Source organism: Pontibacter mucosus (assembly GCF_003054055.1).
GTDB classification, from domain to species: domain Bacteria; phylum Bacteroidota; class Bacteroidia; order Cytophagales; family Hymenobacteraceae; genus Pontibacter; species Pontibacter mucosus.
On the sequence record NZ_QBKI01000001.1, the window covers coordinates 160,494 to 176,706 of the forward strand.

The 16,213-nt window shown below is 54.4% G+C and carries 16 protein-coding genes; 2 read left to right on the forward strand and 14 right to left on the reverse strand.

Annotated features, from left to right (window positions below; genetic code table 11):
• Positions 1-19: 19 nt before the first annotated feature.
• The 8 genes from coaE to C8N40_RS00750 all read right to left on the reverse strand — a co-directional run bounded on the left by coaE (position 20) and on the right by C8N40_RS00750 (position 6,360).
• Positions 20-616, reverse strand: a complete 597-nt coding sequence (coaE, locus tag C8N40_RS00715; protein ID WP_108209901.1) for a dephospho-CoA kinase — start codon at positions 614-616, stop codon at positions 20-22.
• Entirely contained in the window at positions 616-1,551 is a 936-nt protein-coding gene (locus C8N40_RS00720) for a YbbR-like domain-containing protein (RefSeq protein WP_108209902.1), read from the reverse strand. Before C8N40_RS00720 ends, coaE begins: the two co-directional genes overlap by 1 nt.
• Positions 1,552-1,592: 41 nt before the next feature.
• On the reverse strand, positions 1,593-1,901 hold the full coding sequence (yajC, locus tag C8N40_RS00725) for a preprotein translocase subunit YajC (protein WP_108209903.1): 309 nt from the start codon (positions 1,899-1,901) through the stop codon (positions 1,593-1,595).
• A 33-nt stretch (positions 1,902-1,934) separates the two neighbouring features.
• Positions 1,935-2,486 carry a DUF1573 domain-containing protein gene (locus C8N40_RS00730; protein WP_108209904.1) on the reverse strand — a complete coding sequence of 184 codons (552 nt, stop codon included), beginning with the start codon at positions 2,484-2,486 and terminating at the stop codon, positions 1,935-1,937.
• A gap of 20 nt (positions 2,487-2,506) precedes the next feature.
• Positions 2,507-3,505 (reverse strand): isocitrate/isopropylmalate dehydrogenase family protein, encoded by a 999-nt coding sequence (locus C8N40_RS00735; protein WP_108209905.1) that lies wholly within the window; start codon positions 3,503-3,505, stop codon positions 2,507-2,509.
• 1 nt (position 3,506) lies between these two features.
• Positions 3,507-3,812 carry a YtxH domain-containing protein gene (locus C8N40_RS00740; protein ID WP_108209906.1) on the reverse strand — a complete coding sequence of 102 codons (306 nt, stop codon included), beginning with the start codon at positions 3,810-3,812 and terminating at the stop codon, positions 3,507-3,509.
• 86 nt (positions 3,813-3,898) lie between these two features.
• Positions 3,899-5,071: a transcription antitermination factor NusB gene (gene nusB / locus C8N40_RS00745; RefSeq protein ID WP_108209907.1), complete on the reverse strand. Its 1,173-nt coding sequence runs from the start codon at positions 5,069-5,071 to the stop codon at positions 3,899-3,901.
• A 188-nt stretch (positions 5,072-5,259) separates the two neighbouring features.
• Positions 5,260-6,360 (reverse strand): Glu/Leu/Phe/Val family dehydrogenase, encoded by a 1,101-nt coding sequence (locus C8N40_RS00750; RefSeq protein ID WP_092100673.1) that lies wholly within the window; start codon positions 6,358-6,360, stop codon positions 5,260-5,262.
• 153 nt (positions 6,361-6,513) lie between these two features.
• Between C8N40_RS00750 and C8N40_RS00755 the strand changes: the two genes are divergently transcribed.
• Together C8N40_RS00755 and C8N40_RS00760 are read left to right on the forward strand one after the other, a co-directional pair.
• Complete coding sequence (locus C8N40_RS00755; RefSeq protein WP_108209908.1) at positions 6,514-8,295, forward strand: ABC transporter ATP-binding protein; 1,782 nt, start codon at positions 6,514-6,516, stop codon at positions 8,293-8,295.
• A 153-nt stretch (positions 8,296-8,448) separates the two neighbouring features.
• Entirely contained in the window at positions 8,449-8,865 is a 417-nt protein-coding gene (locus C8N40_RS00760) for a hypothetical protein (RefSeq protein ID WP_092100677.1), read from the forward strand.
• Positions 8,866-8,882: 17 nt separating this feature from the next.
• Here C8N40_RS00760 and C8N40_RS00765 read toward each other — a convergent pair whose 3' ends face one another.
• From C8N40_RS00765 to C8N40_RS00790, 6 genes are all read right to left on the reverse strand, one after another.
• The gene (locus C8N40_RS00765) at positions 8,883-9,491 is read right to left on the reverse strand and encodes a TetR/AcrR family transcriptional regulator (protein WP_108209909.1); all 609 of its coding nucleotides are present in this window, start codon (positions 9,489-9,491) and stop codon (positions 8,883-8,885) included.
• 90 nt (positions 9,492-9,581) lie between these two features.
• Positions 9,582-10,103: a GyrI-like domain-containing protein gene (locus C8N40_RS00770; RefSeq protein ID WP_108209910.1), complete on the reverse strand. Its 522-nt coding sequence runs from the start codon at positions 10,101-10,103 to the stop codon at positions 9,582-9,584.
• Positions 10,103-11,872, reverse strand: a complete 1,770-nt coding sequence (locus C8N40_RS00775) for an ABC transporter ATP-binding protein (RefSeq protein WP_108209911.1) — start codon at positions 11,870-11,872, stop codon at positions 10,103-10,105. The genes C8N40_RS00770 and C8N40_RS00775 overlap by 1 nt, the downstream gene beginning before the upstream one ends.
• An 813-nt stretch (positions 11,873-12,685) precedes the next feature.
• Positions 12,686-13,993, reverse strand: coding sequence for a cystathionine gamma-synthase family protein (locus C8N40_RS00780; RefSeq protein ID WP_108209912.1), 1,308 nt, complete (start codon positions 13,991-13,993; stop codon positions 12,686-12,688).
• A 34-nt stretch (positions 13,994-14,027) separates the two neighbouring features.
• On the reverse strand, positions 14,028-14,774 hold the full coding sequence (truA, locus tag C8N40_RS00785; RefSeq protein WP_108209913.1) for a tRNA pseudouridine(38-40) synthase TruA: 747 nt from the start codon (positions 14,772-14,774) through the stop codon (positions 14,028-14,030).
• 208 nt (positions 14,775-14,982) lie between these two features.
• The gene (locus tag C8N40_RS00790; protein ID WP_108209914.1) at positions 14,983-16,182 is read right to left on the reverse strand and encodes a thiolase family protein; all 1,200 of its coding nucleotides are present in this window, start codon (positions 16,180-16,182) and stop codon (positions 14,983-14,985) included.
• Positions 16,183-16,213: the final 31 nt, after the last annotated feature.

Consider the following 16,213-nt stretch of genomic DNA (forward strand, 5'->3'; position numbering starts at 1 on the left):
CCTCTAAAATATTGGTGATTTATACTTCGGCTTTGGTGAACTGCGCATGCAGCACCAGCACCTGCGGTATGATGAGCTGCTGGTCGTCGTTGTAGATGATGTGCTGGGCACGGCGCATTTTCTCCTCCTCGCTCAGCTGGCGGGCAATGATGGCTTTGATGTCTGCTTCGGTGCGGTGCGTGTCGCGTTTGAGCAGGCGTTTGATGCGCAGCTCCAGCGGGGCATACACGGCAATCACCTCATCCACCTGCCGCCACGACTCAGACTCAAACATCAGCGCGGCCTCCTTTAAGATGTAAGGCTTATCGGCGTGCGCGGCTACCCATACTTCAAAATCCTTGCCCACGTGCGGGTGCACCAGGCTGTTTAAGAGCTCCAGCCGCTCCGGGTGATTGAACACCATGCCAGCCAGGAAGGCGCGGTCTAATGCCCCTGCGTCTGTATAGGTGGCCGGGCCAAAGGCGTCCTGCAGTTCCTGCCGCAGCGTTGTATTGTGGTGCATCACCCACTTGGCACGGGTATCGGCGTCGTAAATGGGCACCCCCAGCACCTGGAACATGCGGCTCACAATGGTTTTGCCTACGCCTATGCCACCGGTTATACCTATTTTCAGCATTACTTTACGTCAACTTGTACCTTACCTGGCCATATCTGCACGTTGCGCAGGCCACGCGGCTGCTGCACCAGCTCCGGCACCAGCGTGGAGTCTATCGGGTTAAACTTGTTATAGTTTAGCACCACCTTAAACGCAGACCGGTTCAGGAGCGACATGGAGTCCTGCAGCAGCTGGTAACGCAGCACCACGATAGGCGGCCGCAAGGTGAGCGACACTCCCTCGGGCACATTTACCAGCTCAGGCAGCGCCTGCCGCTCCTCGGCCACCAGGTTTTTCACGTTTATACTTACCTGCGCCTCCTCTACATCGGCCTCTACCAGGGGCTTGTAGTTGTGGTTAATCGGCACGGGGAGTTTGGTTGGCTCTGTGAGTATCTGTTGGGGCACACGCAGCAGGAAAGGGTCTGGCAGGCTGTCTATCAGCGAGGCGGGACCGGTAAAGGTCACGCTATCGGGGCTGATGCGGATAGGACCAAACACCGTATGTTGGTTATTGGTCAGCTGCTGCTTCGGGTCCACTTGCAGGGCGATGCGCTTCTGCGCTATCGGGTCGAAGTGGAAGTATACCGTATCGGTCACCACAAAGTTAAGCTGCAGGCCATCCAGGGCGTTAACGAGCGCCGGCCGCAGGGCGGAGCCCAGCAGGAAATTATTGCGCGGCAGGTCGCGGATGTAGATTTCGGCGGGCTGCACCTCCAGACGGAGGCTCTTGCGCAAAAGCTTCCAGCCTTTACCGGTCACGTTGATGAGAACCTCCTGGGGAAGAGGCTTGACAGGAACAAGCTCGCTATCGTTGTACACAAACCGGATAGGGTACGTGGTCTGTGTGCTGTAGCTCTTATTTAGAGCGTTAAGGAGCCAAAAAGTAGAGGCCGCCACGAAGCAAAGCAATACCACTCGCCAGTATTGCTTTGTTCGCGGCTGGAATGGCCTCATAAACCATATAGCTATATTTTTTACTCCCTCTAAAGGCAAGGTTAGGCTGTTTTTTGCACTCTCATGGTAGCTTCCATGGACACGGCAGTTTTATCAAAAGTCAGGCGTACGCCTTTGTCCACCTCTAACGTAATCGTCTCGTCGTCTATTGCAACCAGTTTACCGTGCAGGCCACCGATGGTTATTACAGTCATGCCCTTTGTCAGTTCCTCGCGGAATTTCTTCTGATCGCGCATTTTCTTCTGCTGCGGACGGATCATGAAAAAGTAAAACACGAGGATAATGGCTCCGAACATCAGCAACTGTGGTAACATGCCGCCGTCTGGAGTCTGAAGAAGTAACGTATTCATTGGTAGTATTCTCTTAGCGTTTATAAGTATGGGTTAGTTGCGACGCACCGGACCGTCCGGACCTGCCACAGGCATTCTGTTTTTAGGCTCCACGCTGCCCTTCATGGCTACGCGAACGATGTTTGGCTCTGTGTTGGCGCGGATGGTAACCGTTGGCTGCTGCTGGCCGGGCTTGCCGTTGCTGTTGAACTTAACAGCCACAAAGCCTTTCTCGCCTGGCGCCACAGGAGTGCGCGTCCAGTCAGGGGCAGTACAGCCGCAGGTGGCCGTGGCGCTCTCGATTACAAGCGGGGTGCTGCCGGTGTTCGTAAACTCGAACTTATGCTCTACCGTTTCCCCTTCCTTAATCGTGCCGAATTCATACTCTGTCTGCTCAAACGTCATCACCGCGGCATTGCCGGCAGGGGCTGTCTCGCCCTGCGCAGTGGTAGCTACCACGTTCGGGTTTTCGATTGGCTGAACAGGCGCAGTTGCCTCAGTAGCCGTAGCGCTCTCAGCCGCTGTATCGTTGCCTGTGTTGTTATCGCAGCCTGTGGCAAGTATAACTACCGCCATTCCTGCTGCCAGAAACAGATTCTTTTTCATGTTCAGTATACTTTAATTGGTTAAAGTTTTGCGATGATGTGCTGCGCGAACTCCATGGTGGAGGCCTTGCCGCCCAGGTCACCGGTGCACTCTGCCTTATTGGCCAGTGTCGCCTCCAGCGCCGCCTCGATGCGGTTTGCTTCCTCCTTCAGGTCGATGTGGTGCAGCATCATGATGGCCGAGCGGAGCAGCGCGGTTGGGTTAGCAATGCCTTTGCCTGCAATATCAGGGGCTGAGCCGTGCACGGCCTCAAAGATAGCCATGTCGTCACCGATGTTGGCACCGGCCACCACGCCCAGGCCGCCTACCAGGCCAGCGCAAATATCCGAAATGATATCGCCAAACAGGTTGGTAGTCACAATCACATCAAACTGCTCCGGCTTGATGACCAGCTGCATGCACATGTTGTCGATGATCTTATCGTCGGGCTGGATGTGCGGGTATTCCTTGGCGATGGCATGGAACTCGTTCAGGAACATGGCGCCTGCGCCTTTCAGGATATTGGCCTTGTGGGCTGCTGTTACCTTCTTGCAGCCATGCTTGTCGGCATAGGCGAAAGCCGCACGGATGATCTTCTGGCAACCTACACGCGTGATGCGGGCCACGGAATCAGAGATCTGCAGGCGCTCGTCAAACATCTCCAGGCCGGAGTACAGGCCCTCGGTGTTTTCGCGGAACAGCACCGAGTTCACGTTTTCGAAGCGCGTCTCGATGCCTTTGGTGGTTTTAGCCGGCCTTACGTTGGAGTACAGGTCAAACTTCTGGCGCAGCTGCACATTTATACTTTTAAAGCCTTTGCCAACCGGTGTGGTGATAGGGCCTTTCAGGGCTACCTTGTTCTTTTCCAGGGACGCAATCAGCGTAGCCGGAATCAACTCCCCAATCGAATCGAAGGTGGTTTGGCCGGCATTTTCTTCTTCCCACTGCACAGGCACGTTGGCAGCGCTAAATATAGCTTTTACAGCTTCTGTGATCTCAGGTCCTATCCCGTCGCCGGGTATCAGGGTTACTTGTCTCATCTTACAGTTCTTTCCTGCTATTTATTTCATTAATAAGCGAGTCTACATCACCGAGCAGCTTCTCGGCCTTCTCCTTGGCGTCCTGTATCACGCGCTGGCCCTCCGACTTGGCTGTGGTAGGCAGTCCGTCGCCCTTGGCGATAAGCTGCTCCAGCAGGTCTGACAGGGTTTCGCGGTACTTCTCCAGGCGGTAGCTAAGCCAGTATCTTGTTTCGCGGCCTTTTTCGGGCGCAAAGAGTATGCCAGCGGCAGCTCCCACGGCGGCGCCGGAAACAAAGGCAAGCAATGCAGTTGTCTTCTTGCTCATAGTTTTCTATGCTATTTATCTCGGGTACAAACTTTTTCTCATACTACGGAGAAACGGCCTTTAACGCCGCGTTTACTTGCTCCGGCTTATTTGTTGTCTATCAAGCCTCGGCCAGACTTGCGGATCTCTCCTTTCGCCGTCAGTTCCTGTGCCATTTTGTCCAGCACGCCGTTAATGAATTGCTTGCTCTTAGGGGTGCTGTACAGCTTCGAGATCTCGATATACTCGTTGATGGTAACTTTAACCGGTATGCTGCGGAAGATGTACATCTCGCTGAGTGCCATCTTGAGAATGATCTTATCGAGCAGGGCCACACGCTCCACATCCCAGTTCTTCACGCTGGCGGCAATCATGGCTTCATACCGGGCGTCCTGTTCTACCGTCCGGAAGTATAAATCTTCGAAGAAGGCCCTGTCATCCTCCCAGTTGGCCGAAAGATCGAGCAGTTGCTTGTCTCCCTCAGCCTCCTCGGCAAAGATTTTAACAGTTTTGTTCACCAGGCTTTTTACAATCGATTTGTTCTCCACCCAGTTCAAATCCTGCTCCTCAAACAAAGATTGTAAGTTTTTTTCTTTAAAGATAATGTTTTTAAAAATATGTTTCACCACTTCGGCGTCCTCTTCCAGGGTGTGCTCGGGCTGTACCACATAGCCCAGGAAGGTCTCGTCCTTCTTCAGGATGTTGCGGTAAGCAGCTCTGATTTCGCTGATGTCGGAGCCCCAGCTAATGTTGCGGCGAATGATACTTTCCTGATATGACTTGCTCTGCAGCAGGCGCTGCACCACCTTGTTGCGCAGAAAGGCCGTGGTATCGGGGCCTTCGGGGGCGGTAAAGCGGTTGGCTTTTTTCTCTTCCTCTTCCTGAATCAGGCTGACAACCACCTCTAGTATCTGCAGGGTGCCCAGGTAGTGGTCGTAGATACGCTCCACGGCGCTCAGCATCTGGTTGCCGTAGTATTTGAAGTCTTTTTTGGTGGCGTTGTTGTAGAACGCAATCGCTCTGTTCACCGCATCCACAACATCCTTTCCGGCACCTTCTGTGTCAAACTCCTGCTTCTCGTACCATTCCTTAAACAGCAGGGTGGCCATTTGTTTCTTGCCTTCGAGCAGCCTTTTGTCCTGCACCTCCATCGAGTTAAGGTCTGGCGCAAAATCGTCGTTGATCTGATCTAGGGCCAGCAGATAATCTGAACCTACGGCCTGCTGATAGGCATAGATAGCCTGCATCGCCTTAATTCGTAGTGTTCTGCGGTTGAGCATATTCTTATTTTAAAGAGCGTGTGTTTGGTAAAGTATTTTTGTTTGGGCCAGGCCCGGTAAATTGTTTTCCTGCTACATAAAAGCGGAGCGGGCAGGCGATAGTTCCGCAGTGTAAGGGTGTAAAGCAAAAGTGCCACAGGTTAGTGCAGCACTTTTGACTTCAACAGTATTGCTTAGAGGCTGTTGGCTTAGTACGTAGAGCGCACTTTGCCGATGCTCTCAATTCTCTTTTGGGCCATCTTCATGGCGGCAGCCTGGTTGTGGATGCCTTCTTTCTCTGCCAGTTCGAAGATATCCAACGTATAGCCGTAGATACGCTCTGTCTGGGCGTAGGCGCTGTCGCGGTTGTAGCCAATCAGCTCAGAGTATACGTTTATCAGGCCACCGGCATTGATCAGGAAATCCGGCGCGTAAATAATGCCTTTCTGCACCAGGGCCGGGCCGTGCACCTGCTCATCGCGCAGCTGGTTGTTGGCCGAGCCGGCGATTACCTGGCACTTGAGGCGGTTCAGGGTATCGTCGTTGATGGTACCACCCAGGGCGCAAGGAGAGTAAATGTCCACGTCCAGGTCGTAGATCTCGTCCATGCCTACCACTTTGGCGCCATACTTATCGGAGATCTCGCGCAGGCGGTCTTCGTAAATATCAGTGATGAAAATCTGGGCATTCTCCTTGGCAAGCAACTCTACCAGGTAGCCACCCACGTGGCCCACACCTTGTACGGAGATTTTCTTGCCTTCCAGTGAGTCAGAGCCGAATGCTTTCTTAGCGGCGGCCTTCATGCCCATGTAAGTACCGTAGGCTGTTACCGGAGATGGGTCTCCGCTACCGCCCATAGACTCAGGCAGACCAGCTACGTGCTCGGTCTCCATGCGGATATACTCCATGTCTTTGGTGGTTGTGCCCACGTCCTCAGCCGTGATGTAAGCACCGTTCAGGTTCTTGATGAAGCGACCGTAGCGGCGCAGGAAAGCCTCGCTCTTGTCTTTTTTGGCATCGCCGATGATAACCGCTTTGCCTCCGCCCAGGTTCAGGCCGGAGATAGCCGCCTTGTAGGTCATCCCTCTCGACAGGCGCAGCACGTCGTCCAGGGCCTCTGCCTCAGATGCGTAAGCCCACATACGGGTACCGCCCAGCGCCGGGCCAAGCACGGTGTTGTGGATGCCGATGATGGCCTTCAAGCCGGTTTCCTTGTCGTGGCAGAAAACAACTTTCTCGTGGTCGTGTTCTGATATTTGATCAAAGACAGATTTGTCTTTTTTCACTTCAACTTCTTTTAATTCCACCATTGATAGTTTTGATTAGGGGTTTTCTATCTTTGTGAATGGGGGAGGCAAACATCAGCCCTCTCCGTTCGCGCAGCAAAATTAAATCTTTTTTTGGTTATTTCAATTTGCGCCGGCTAACTCTGCGTAAAAGCGCTAGGGCATCAAGTTCTGACTGTGAAATCGTTACGATATCTAAATAAATACCTTCTCAAGTATAAATACAGGCTCCTGCTGGGGCTTGTGTTTACCATTATCTCCAACTTTTTCCAGATTTTGCCGGCGCAGGTGGTGCGCCACGCATTTAACCTGATAAAGGAGGGAATCAGCCTCTACGGCCTGTTTGGCGGCATGGAGCAGCAGGAGGTGGTCTACAGCATTTTCTCTAAAAGCATCCTGGTGTATGGCGTTATCATCCTTTTGATGGCCCTGCTGCGCGGCGTGTTTCTGTTCTTTGTGCGGCAAACCATCATCGTGATGAGCCGCCTGGTAGAGAACGACCTGAAGAACGAAATTTATGCCCATTACCAGACGCTGCCGCTCAGCTTTTACCGCAAAAACAACACCGGCGACCTGATGGCCCGCATTTCGGAGGACGTGAGCCGCGTGCGCATGTACCTGGGGCCGGCCATCATGTATGGCATCAACCTGGTCATCCTTTTCCTGATGGTGATTCCGTACATGCTGTCGGTGAACGTGAAGCTGACGCTGTATACTTTGATCCCGCTGCCTATACTGGCCATCAGCATTTACTACGTCAACAACATCATCGAGCGCAAGTCCGACGAGATACAGCGCAGCCTGTCGGGCATCACCACCTTTGTACAGGAGGCTTTCTCAGGCATCCGGGTTCTGAAATCCTTTGTGCGGGAGGACGACTCGCACAACAACTTCACCACCGCCAGCAACACCTACAAGGATAAGTCGCTGGAGCTCAACTTTGTGAACTCGCTCTTCTTCCCGCTGGTGCTGTTCCTGGTGGGCCTGAGCACAATTATCACCGTCTACATTGGTGGCCAGGAGGTGATCAACGGCAGCATCACCACGGGTAACATCGCCGAGTTCATCATCTACGTGAACATGCTCACCTGGCCGGTGACCTCACTGGGCTGGACGGCCAGCCTGGTGCAGCGCGCCGCCGCCTCGCAGGCCCGCATCAACGAGTTCCTGCACACCGAAAACGACATCGTTTCGCGCCAGGACATCAGCCGGGAGATCGTCGGCGACATCCGGTTCGAGAACGTGGACTTTGTGTACCCCGACACCGGCATCCATGCGCTGAAAGGAGTCTCTTTTGACATCAGGCACGGCGAGACACTGGCTGTGATCGGCAACACCGGCTCGGGCAAGAGCACCATCGCCAACCTGCTGCCGCGCATGTACGACGTGACGGGGGGCCGCATCCTGATAGACGGCATTGACGTGCGCGACTATAACATCGAAAACCTGCGCAAGCAGATCGGCTACGTGCCGCAGGACGTGTTCCTTTTCTCCGACTCCATCCGCAACAACATCGGGTTTGGCCTGCCAAGTATAACCGAGGAGCAGATGGTGCAGGCAGCCAAGGATGCCGACGTGTATGAGAACATTATCCGCTTCCCGGAGCAGTTCGACACCAAGCTCGGCGAGCGGGGCATCACGCTGTCGGGCGGGCAGAAGCAGCGCGTATCCATTGCCCGGGCGCTGGTGCGGGAGCCCAGCATTCTCATCCTCGACGACTCGCTCTCGGCCGTGGACACCAAGACGGAGAACGCCATCCTCAACAGTCTGCGCCGCATCATGGAAAACCGCACGAGCATCATCATCTCACACCGGGTATCGTCGGTGAAGCTGGCCGACCGCATCCTGGTGCTGGACGACGGGGAGATTGTGCAGCACGGCACGCACGAAGAGCTCATCAACCAGCACGGGCTGTACAAGCAGCTTTATGAGCGCCAGCTGCAGCAGGAGGACGCTTAGTCAAATTCACTGATTCTTATACTTCGTTAGCCATTTCTGAGAAGGCTTCACCTCAGCAAAAGAGGACCTAGGGATTTTTTTTGCGCGAAATCTGTTATGCTTACGTATAGCAAATTTACTATCGCATTTACACCCTCTAAACGAACTCTTTATATGGCAATCGACCTACAGCAAATCGGCAAAAGATTCAGATTCTACACCAACCTGAAGGAACTGGAAATGGAGGACCTCAAGGCCATCACCGGCAGCACGGAGGAGACCCTCAATAACATTATCAACGGCTGCAATATATTGCTGGATGAGCTGGTGGCGATTGTAAAGCACTTCGACGACCTGAACCCGCAGTGGCTCATTTACGGGGAGGGAAGTATGTTTAAGCCGATGGACGCAGATGGGAACTGCCACGAGCCGAGTAAGAAGGGCTGCCTGAAGAAAGATAAGGCCGCCTACCTGCGGCAGATGAAAAACATGCTGATAGAGCTGGAAGCGGCCGAGATAGCCAAGGGCCACAAGCCCGATGTGGATGCCCTGCGGGCGAAATTAGACGAACTTCGGGCGGCACAGCAATAGTGCCGCTTTTTTATACTTTATACTTTTGCAATCCCATTAAGTATAAGATTCACCGTGTAGAGCACATCCCGCTCGATTTTCTCAAAGTCGATGGAGGGGAGCTGGTGGAAATCAGCCCGCTGGAACTCCTCGAACTGAATCAAATCTTTTACCGTCATGATGGAGTAGCCGACGCGCTCGGCCTCGCAGGGAATGAAAACATCCTTGGCGATTCCTTCCTTGATCACGGTGGCGTAGTAGTTGGCCTCCTTGCCCCTCGACTCCCGGAACAGCTCCTGGAACATGGCGCGCGTCTCAATTAAAACCTTGATGGAGATGGTGTGCTCCGACACGATTTCCTGGTAGTAGCGCAGCGAGGACTGGATGTAGAGCAGCAGGCGCTTGTGCGGGTTGGGTTCGTGCTCGGCCAGTTGCTTGATGTGCGAGAGGCGCGCCTTCCACTCCTGCGAGAAGGCCTCCATGTAGAGCAGCTCCTTGCTTTTATAGTAGTAGTAGAGCGAGGGCTTTTTCATGCCGATGGCTGCGGCAATGTCGTCGAGGGTGGCCTTGGAGTAGCCCAACCTGCCGAACACGCTCTTGGCTGCCTCTAAGATCAGCTCTTTTTTAGCCTCTGCTTTCTTGCCCAAAGTATAACTGCTGTGGTGATGGGGAGTGAGTGACGTATAAACCCGCTGCTCCCAAAGTTAAAGTATAAATCTATACTTGCAAGTATAGCGCTATTCCTTTACAGGCACCTCCAGCACGCCTTTGTCATCTTCCGGAAACCACTCCACGTAAAACTCCTCCAGCTTTAGCTTCTCCTCCTTGGCGTAGTCGAACACGGCTCCGTAGAGCTTTTTGGGAAGCAGGGCGATATTGGCCGTTGCCTCGGCACGCACCACTTTTCGGCCGCCCGGCACGGTGCGCAAGGTATAGCCGTCGGGTAGTTTAGCCGTAGAGTCAGGGATGATGATGCCGATAAAGGCACGGAGGCTGTCGCCGCTCCTGTCGGGGTCGTTGTAGTAGATATTGCCCGGGTGGCCCTCCAGTTCTTTTTCCTGCAGCACCTGCGACACCCGCTGAAAGGCCTGCCCAAGCGCCTTATCCTCTACGGCCCCTTCAAACGACTGGCCGGCCACATACATGGGTTTAGAAGTGGCAAGGGAAACATTGGGTGAAGTAAACCCGCCCAGGTAAGTATAAAACACCAGCACGATAGTGGCAATGCCCGCCACTACGTAGAAAATCTTCTTGTTCATTATTGATCAATCATGTTCTTGTACTGCATCTGGTACAGCTGCGCATAGTAGCCGTTGTGTTCCAGCAGTTCTTCGTGGTTGCCCATCTCCTTCAGCTCGCCGCGGTCCAGCACGATGATTTTGTCGGCTTTCTGGATGGTGCTGAGGCGGTGGGCGATCACAATGGAGGTGCGGCCGTGCATGAGCTGGTCGATGGCGTACTGTATAAGTTCCTCGGTTTCGGAGTCTACGCTGGAGGTGGCCTCGTCGAGGATGATGATCTCCGGGTTGTAGACCATCGCGCGCACAAAAGAAATGAGCTGGCGCTGGCCTACGGACAAGGTGGCCCCGCGCTCCATCACCTGGTAGTGCAGTCCGCCCGGCAACCGTTCGATGAACTTGCGCGCGCCCACCAGGTCGGCGGCGTGCCACATTTGCTCCTCGGTTATACTTTTGTTGCCCAGGCTGATGTTGTCGGCGATGGTGCCGGAGAAGAGGAACACATCCTGCAGCACCACGCCGATGTGGTGGCGCAGCACGCTCAGGTCATACTCCTGCAGGTCGTGGCCGTCCACGATGATGTGGCCTTTGTTTATCTCGTAGAAGCGGTTGAGCAGGTTGATCACCGAGGTCTTACCAGCACCTGTCGCGCCAACAAAAGCCACTGTCTCGCCCGCCTTTACGTTAAACGAAAGGTCGCGCAGCACCCAATCCTCGTCTTTGTAGGCAAACCACACGTTTTCGAAACGCACATTGCCTTGTATCTTCTTGGGGGCGTAGGTGCCGCTGTCCGGGATCATCTCTTTGTTGTCGAGCAGGCGCATGAGGCGCTCGGTGCTCACCACGCCTAACTGCAGCGTGTTAAAGCGGTCGGCAATCATCCGTATCGGGCGGAAGAACATCTGGATGTACATGATAAAGGCCATCAGAGTGCCCAGCGTGATCTCATCCTCAATCACGCCGTAGGCGCCGTACCACACCAGCAGGCCCAGGCCCGCCGCGCCGATAATCTCAGCGATAGGAAAGTAAACCGAGTAATAGAGCACCGAGCGGATGTTAGCGCGGGTGTGCTCCTTGTTGATCTCCTGAAACTTTTCCATCTCGCGCTTCTCGTTGTTGAAGATCTGCACGATGCTCATGCCCGTGATATGCTCCTGCACAAACGAGTTGAGCCGCGCTACAGCCGTGCGCACCTCCTGGAAGGTGGTTTTTATCTTCTCTTTGAAGATGTAGGTGCTGATGAGCATGAGCGGGAACGTGGACAAACTCACCAGAGCCAGCTCCCAGTCGATGTAGAACATGAAGCCGAGGATGAACACCAGCTGCAGGATGTCACCAATCATGGCGGCCAGCCCCTCGCTGAACACATCTGACAGTGTTTCCACGTCCGATACATTGCGGGTAACCAAGGTACCGATAGGCGTACGGTCGAAGAATTTGAGGCGCAGGTTAAGAATGTGGCGGTAGAGTTTTACGCGGATGTCGCGTACTACGTGCTGGCCCAGCCATCCGGCAAAGTATGTATGGAGGTACTGCACAATGGCATGCACCACCAGCAGTACGCCCAGTATCACGAACATGCGGTTGAGGCCCTCCCAGTCGTTGTTCAGGATCTCGTTGTCCACAGTCCACTGAATCAGGAAGGGGCGCACGGCAGCCAGGATGGCCGAGGCAAAGGTCAGGAAAACGATAAAGTAGAAGGTCTTGATGTAGGGCTTTACAAAGGCAAAAAGCCGCTTCAGCACGTCCGAATCGAATACTTTACCGGTTGGCTTTGATGTATCTTCCAAAAGTATGCTCCTGCTTAAGTATGGTTACTGTTGCTGCACTGTCTCCTCTGTACGAGCGCTTCTGTTTAACCGATTGTAAAGTTAATGGTTTTGGCTCAGGATTTTCAGGATTTGTAGTGGAAGGGGTTTACCCCACCCCAGCCCTCCCCTAAAAACAGGGGAGGGAGTTCTTTTAGCTCATACTTTATCCTTCCGCTGGCGCGAGTTCGCAACTCGTGCCTACAATGATGTTGGGTTTGTAACCCAACCGGCTTGAAAAGCCATAGTTTATAGTTGAGCTATACTTCTATACTTGCCGGTCATACATTTATACTTTGGCTATACTTTTATTCTTGTCAGCTTATACTTTCATAGCTACCGCTTCCTTCCACTTGAAGCAAGCTATCTTTCCAAACCACCGTTCATCCTCCAGCCCCACTTACCAATCGTTGCATCTCCTACTTGGCTCCCTCCCAGGCCGGGAGGCCTCGCCTTGGGGGTAGGGGCCCTCGATAAGGGCATCGCGCGGTGTACATTTCCTTTGCTCCGCAATGCCGCCACAGCGGCACCAGAAATCTACAAGGCGCTCAACCCAAAGGCTGGGATAAGGTCGATAGCTTCTGCCTTTGCTATGCAACTAGTACAAACTGTCCCCTTGAGGGGACTACAGGGGTGTTTATACTTTAACAACGAAGCTTATACTTTAGCTGCAGTAATTTCAGGCTCCCCTCCTTAGCCAAGGAGGGGCCAGGGGTGGTTGGACCCGGTACTGTTAAAAGAAAAGAGCCGAAACTATACGTAGCCCCGGCCCTCCTGTACTTCCGATTCTTTACTTTATACTTCGGTCTCTACAGCTACTTCTACTTTAGCAAATGCCTGCTCCATGTCGGAGATGATATCCTCCGGGTGCTCCACGCCTACCGAGATGCGGACCATGCCCTCGCCGATGCCCATTTTAGCACGGTCGGCTTGGGAGATGTCGGAGTGGGTCATGGAGGCGGGGTGCTCGGCCAGCGACTCGGTGCCGCCCAGGCTCACCGCCAGCTTGATCAGCTTCAGGCTGTTGAGGAACCTGAACGCCTCTTTCTCACCGCCCCTGATGTCGAAGGAAATCATGGAGCCGGCGGCGGTGCATTGCTTCTGGTAGATGGCCTGCTGGCGCGGGTTGTCCTGCAGGTCGCCGAGGTAGTAGATTTTCTCCACTTTCGGGTGCTGCTTCAGGTAATCGGCTACCACCTCTGCGCCACGGGTCTGCGCCTCCATGCGGATTTTCAGGGTCTCCAGGCTGCGCATCAGCATCCACCCGGTCCAGGGACTGGCCATAGAGCCGGCGAAGGTGCGCATGCCTTTCACCTGCTTCATCAGCGCGGCAGAACCGGCGCAGGCACCGGCAATCAAATCGGAATGGCCGCCGATGTACTTGGTGGCAGAGTAGAGCACCAGGTCGGCACCATGCTTGAGCGGATGCGAGAAAACCGGCCCCAGGAAGGTATTGTCCACGGCTACGACTACTTTTTTATCGGCCGTCGAGTGTTTCCGGGCCAGCGCCACGCACTCCTCAATGTCCACCAGGTGATTGGTGGGGTTGGCAGGCGTCTCGATGTACACCATTGCCAGTTTATCGGCTACACCAGACTCCTCCAGCTTTTGCGCGATTTCCTCTCCGGTGGCACAGGCCTGAAAGCCTATACTTTGGATGCCGAATTTGGGCAGGATGTTTTTGATGTAGTAATCGGAGCCGCCGTAAATGGGCTCGCTGTGCAGGATTACGTCGCCGGGCTTGAGTAGGGCCAGCAGCGTGGTGCTGATGGCGGCCATCCCGCTGGCGAACACAGCGGCTTCCTCGGCACCGTCCCAGAAGCGGAGGCGGTTCTCGAGTATCTCCAGGTCGGGGTTATTGAGGCGGCTGTAAATCAGGCCCAGCTGCTCTTCGGCGTTCTTCTCGCGCAGGCCATAGGCCAGCTCGAAAAAGGCTTTGCCCTCCTCGGCACTCTTAAAAACAAAGGTAGATGTTTGGTAAATCGGGGCTTTCACGGCCATTTCCGACCACTCGGGGTTGTACCCGTAGCTCATCATTAAGCTCTCCGGCCGCACGTGCTTTCCGTTCAGGTGCGGGCCCAGATGGTCCTCTTCCAGTTGCATAGTAGGTTAGTTATGGGTTAAGGATTGATTAGTTTTAAGGTATAAATAGTTCGGATGGATATTCTACTTTGGCCAGGAACAAGCCTTCCGACGGCGCGGCCCCGCTGGAGCGGCTCCTGTCCTGGCTGGCTACAATCTGCTCAAACTCCTCTACCGTTAGCTTGCCGCGGCCCACATCTACCAGTGTACCGACCACCAGGCGCACCATGCCGCGCAGAAAGCGGTTGGCCCGAATGGTGAACCGCAGCTCCTCCCCTGCCTGCTGCCACACCGCCTCGTACATGTTGCAACGGTAATGCTTGGTATCGCCCTTCACTTTGCTGAAGGTAGTAAAATCCTCGTACTTAAGCAGTATGGCGGCGGCCTCGTTCATTTTTTCCACATCCAGCGGGCGACTGTGGTACCAGGCATGCAGCCGCTTGAAGGGGTTTTTACGGAGGGTGATGTGGTAATGATAGGTGCGCGCAAAGGCATCGTAGCGGGCGTGCGCATCAGGCTGAACCAAGTGTAAATTAAGAGCAGAAATATCGTCCGGGAGGATGCGGTTAAGGCGATAAACGACCTGCTGCGGGTCCAGAGGCTGCTGCGTGCTAAAGTGCACAAACTGCTGGCTGGCGTGCACCCCCGTATCGGTGCGGCCGCTGCCGGTGGTATTGATAGGCTCGCGCAGCACCTTCGTTAAGCTGTCTTCCAATATCTCCTGCACCGAGAGGGCGTTAGGCTGCACCTGCCACCCATGAAACCGTGTTCCGTCGTAAGCTATCTCTAAAAAATACCGCATAAAGCAAAGGTATGATTTTTACCTCCCCCTACCCCCTCCTAATAACAGGAGGGGGAATACGAAGATTCTTTATTTAGGAGGTTTTTAAGTATAGTAACCCGATGAAGAGAACAAAACATGGCCTTTCCACAGAAATTATACTTCAAACGTTATTAATAACAATCAAAAAACACCCCCTCCTGCTATTAGGAGGGGGCAAGTGGAAGGTTTATACTTTCTCGTAGATAACGGCAACGCCCTGCCCTACGCCTACGCACATCGTAACCAGGCCATACCGTGCGTTGTCGCGGCGCTTCATTTCGTGCAGCAGGGTGGCGGAGATGCGGGTACCGCTGGCCCCGAGTGGATGACCAATGGCAATGGAGCCGCCGTTCACGTTTACCTTCGCCGGGTCCAGGCCGAGCTCGTTCATGCAAGCAATGGCCTGTGAAGCGAAAGCCTCGTTCAGCTCTACCAAGTCGATGTCGTTTATACTTAGGCCGGCGCGTTTGAGGGCCTTTTGCGTGGCCGGTACCGGACCAATGCCCATGTGCGCCGGGTCAACGCCCGCCACGGCGGCCGATACCACGCGTGCCATCGGCTTCAGGTCATAACGCTTGAGCACCTCCTCGCTCACGATAAGCGACACGGCTGCTCCATCGTTAATGCCTGAGGAGTTACCGGCCGTTACAGAGCCGCCTTTCTTAAAAGCGGGCGCTAAAGTGGCTAATTTCTCTACGGAAGACAGGCGCGGATGCTCATCGGTGTCGAAAACAATCTCCTCGCCTTTGCGCTGCGGGATGTGCACCGGCACAATCTCATCCTTGAATTTACCAGCCTCAGCAGCCGCTTTATACTTTACCTGCGAGCTATGGGCAATCTCGTCCTGGGTTTCACGTGAAATGCCGTAGCGCTCAGCCACATTCTCGGCTGTCTCGCCCATGGCAAAAGGGTAGTGCAGCTTAGACAAGGCCGGATTGGTAAAGCGCCACCCAATGGTGGTGTCGTAAATTTCCGGGGTGCGGGAGAAGGCTGTCTCGGCCTTGGCCATTACGAACGGGGCACGCGTCATGCTTTCCACGCCACCCGCCAGGTATACCTCGCCGTCGCCGCTGGCAATGGCGCGACTGGCATCAATGATGGCCTGCAAGCCGGAGGCGCAGAGGCGGTTCACGGTAACGCCACCAATTTCCTGCGGCAACCCCGCCAGCAGCAGCGCCATACGGGCCACGTTGCGATTGTCCTCACCGGCCTGGTTAGCTGCCCCCATCACCACATCCTCTATCAGCGCGGGGTCCAAATTCGGATTGCGGGCCACGATTTCCTTCATCACCAGCGCTGCCATGTCGTCGGGGCGCACCGATCTGAGGGTGCCGCCGAACTTGCCGACAGGGGTCCGGAGTATATCAACTATGTAGGCAGTGCGCATCTTAATTTTAGTTTTACAGGTCTTTGTCTAA

What these genes read in the sequence shown, in the direction of transcription:
- C8N40_RS00750 (WP_092100673.1), bottom strand. Translation starts at nt 6,360, where the DNA reads ATGGTGGAATTAAAAGAAGTTGAAGTGAAAAAAGACAAATCTGTCTTT.
- C8N40_RS00720 (WP_108209902.1), bottom strand. Translation starts at nt 1,551, where the DNA reads ATGAGGCCATTCCAGCCGCGAACAAAGCAATACTGGCGAGTGGTATTG.
- C8N40_RS00770 (WP_108209910.1), bottom strand. Translation starts at nt 10,103, where the DNA reads ATGAACAAGAAGATTTTCTACGTAGTGGCGGGCATTGCCACTATCGTG.
- C8N40_RS00740 (WP_108209906.1), bottom strand. Translation starts at nt 3,812, where the DNA reads ATGAGCAAGAAGACAACTGCATTGCTTGCCTTTGTTTCCGGCGCCGCC.
- coaE (WP_108209901.1), bottom strand. Translation starts at nt 616, where the DNA reads ATGCTGAAAATAGGTATAACCGGTGGCATAGGCGTAGGCAAAACCATT.
- truA (WP_108209913.1), bottom strand. Translation starts at nt 14,774, where the DNA reads ATGCGGTATTTTTTAGAGATAGCTTACGACGGAACACGGTTTCATGGG.
- C8N40_RS00790 (WP_108209914.1), bottom strand. Translation starts at nt 16,182, where the DNA reads ATGCGCACTGCCTACATAGTTGATATACTCCGGACCCCTGTCGGCAAG.
- nusB (WP_108209907.1), bottom strand. Translation starts at nt 5,071, where the DNA reads ATGCTCAACCGCAGAACACTACGAATTAAGGCGATGCAGGCTATCTAT.
- C8N40_RS00760 (WP_092100677.1), top strand. Translation starts at nt 8,449, where the DNA reads ATGGCAATCGACCTACAGCAAATCGGCAAAAGATTCAGATTCTACACC.
- C8N40_RS00780 (WP_108209912.1), bottom strand. Translation starts at nt 13,993, where the DNA reads ATGCAACTGGAAGAGGACCATCTGGGCCCGCACCTGAACGGAAAGCAC.
- yajC (WP_108209903.1), bottom strand. Translation starts at nt 1,901, where the DNA reads ATGAATACGTTACTTCTTCAGACTCCAGACGGCGGCATGTTACCACAG.
- C8N40_RS00735 (WP_108209905.1), bottom strand. Translation starts at nt 3,505, where the DNA reads ATGAGACAAGTAACCCTGATACCCGGCGACGGGATAGGACCTGAGATC.
- C8N40_RS00730 (WP_108209904.1), bottom strand. Translation starts at nt 2,486, where the DNA reads ATGAAAAAGAATCTGTTTCTGGCAGCAGGAATGGCGGTAGTTATACTT.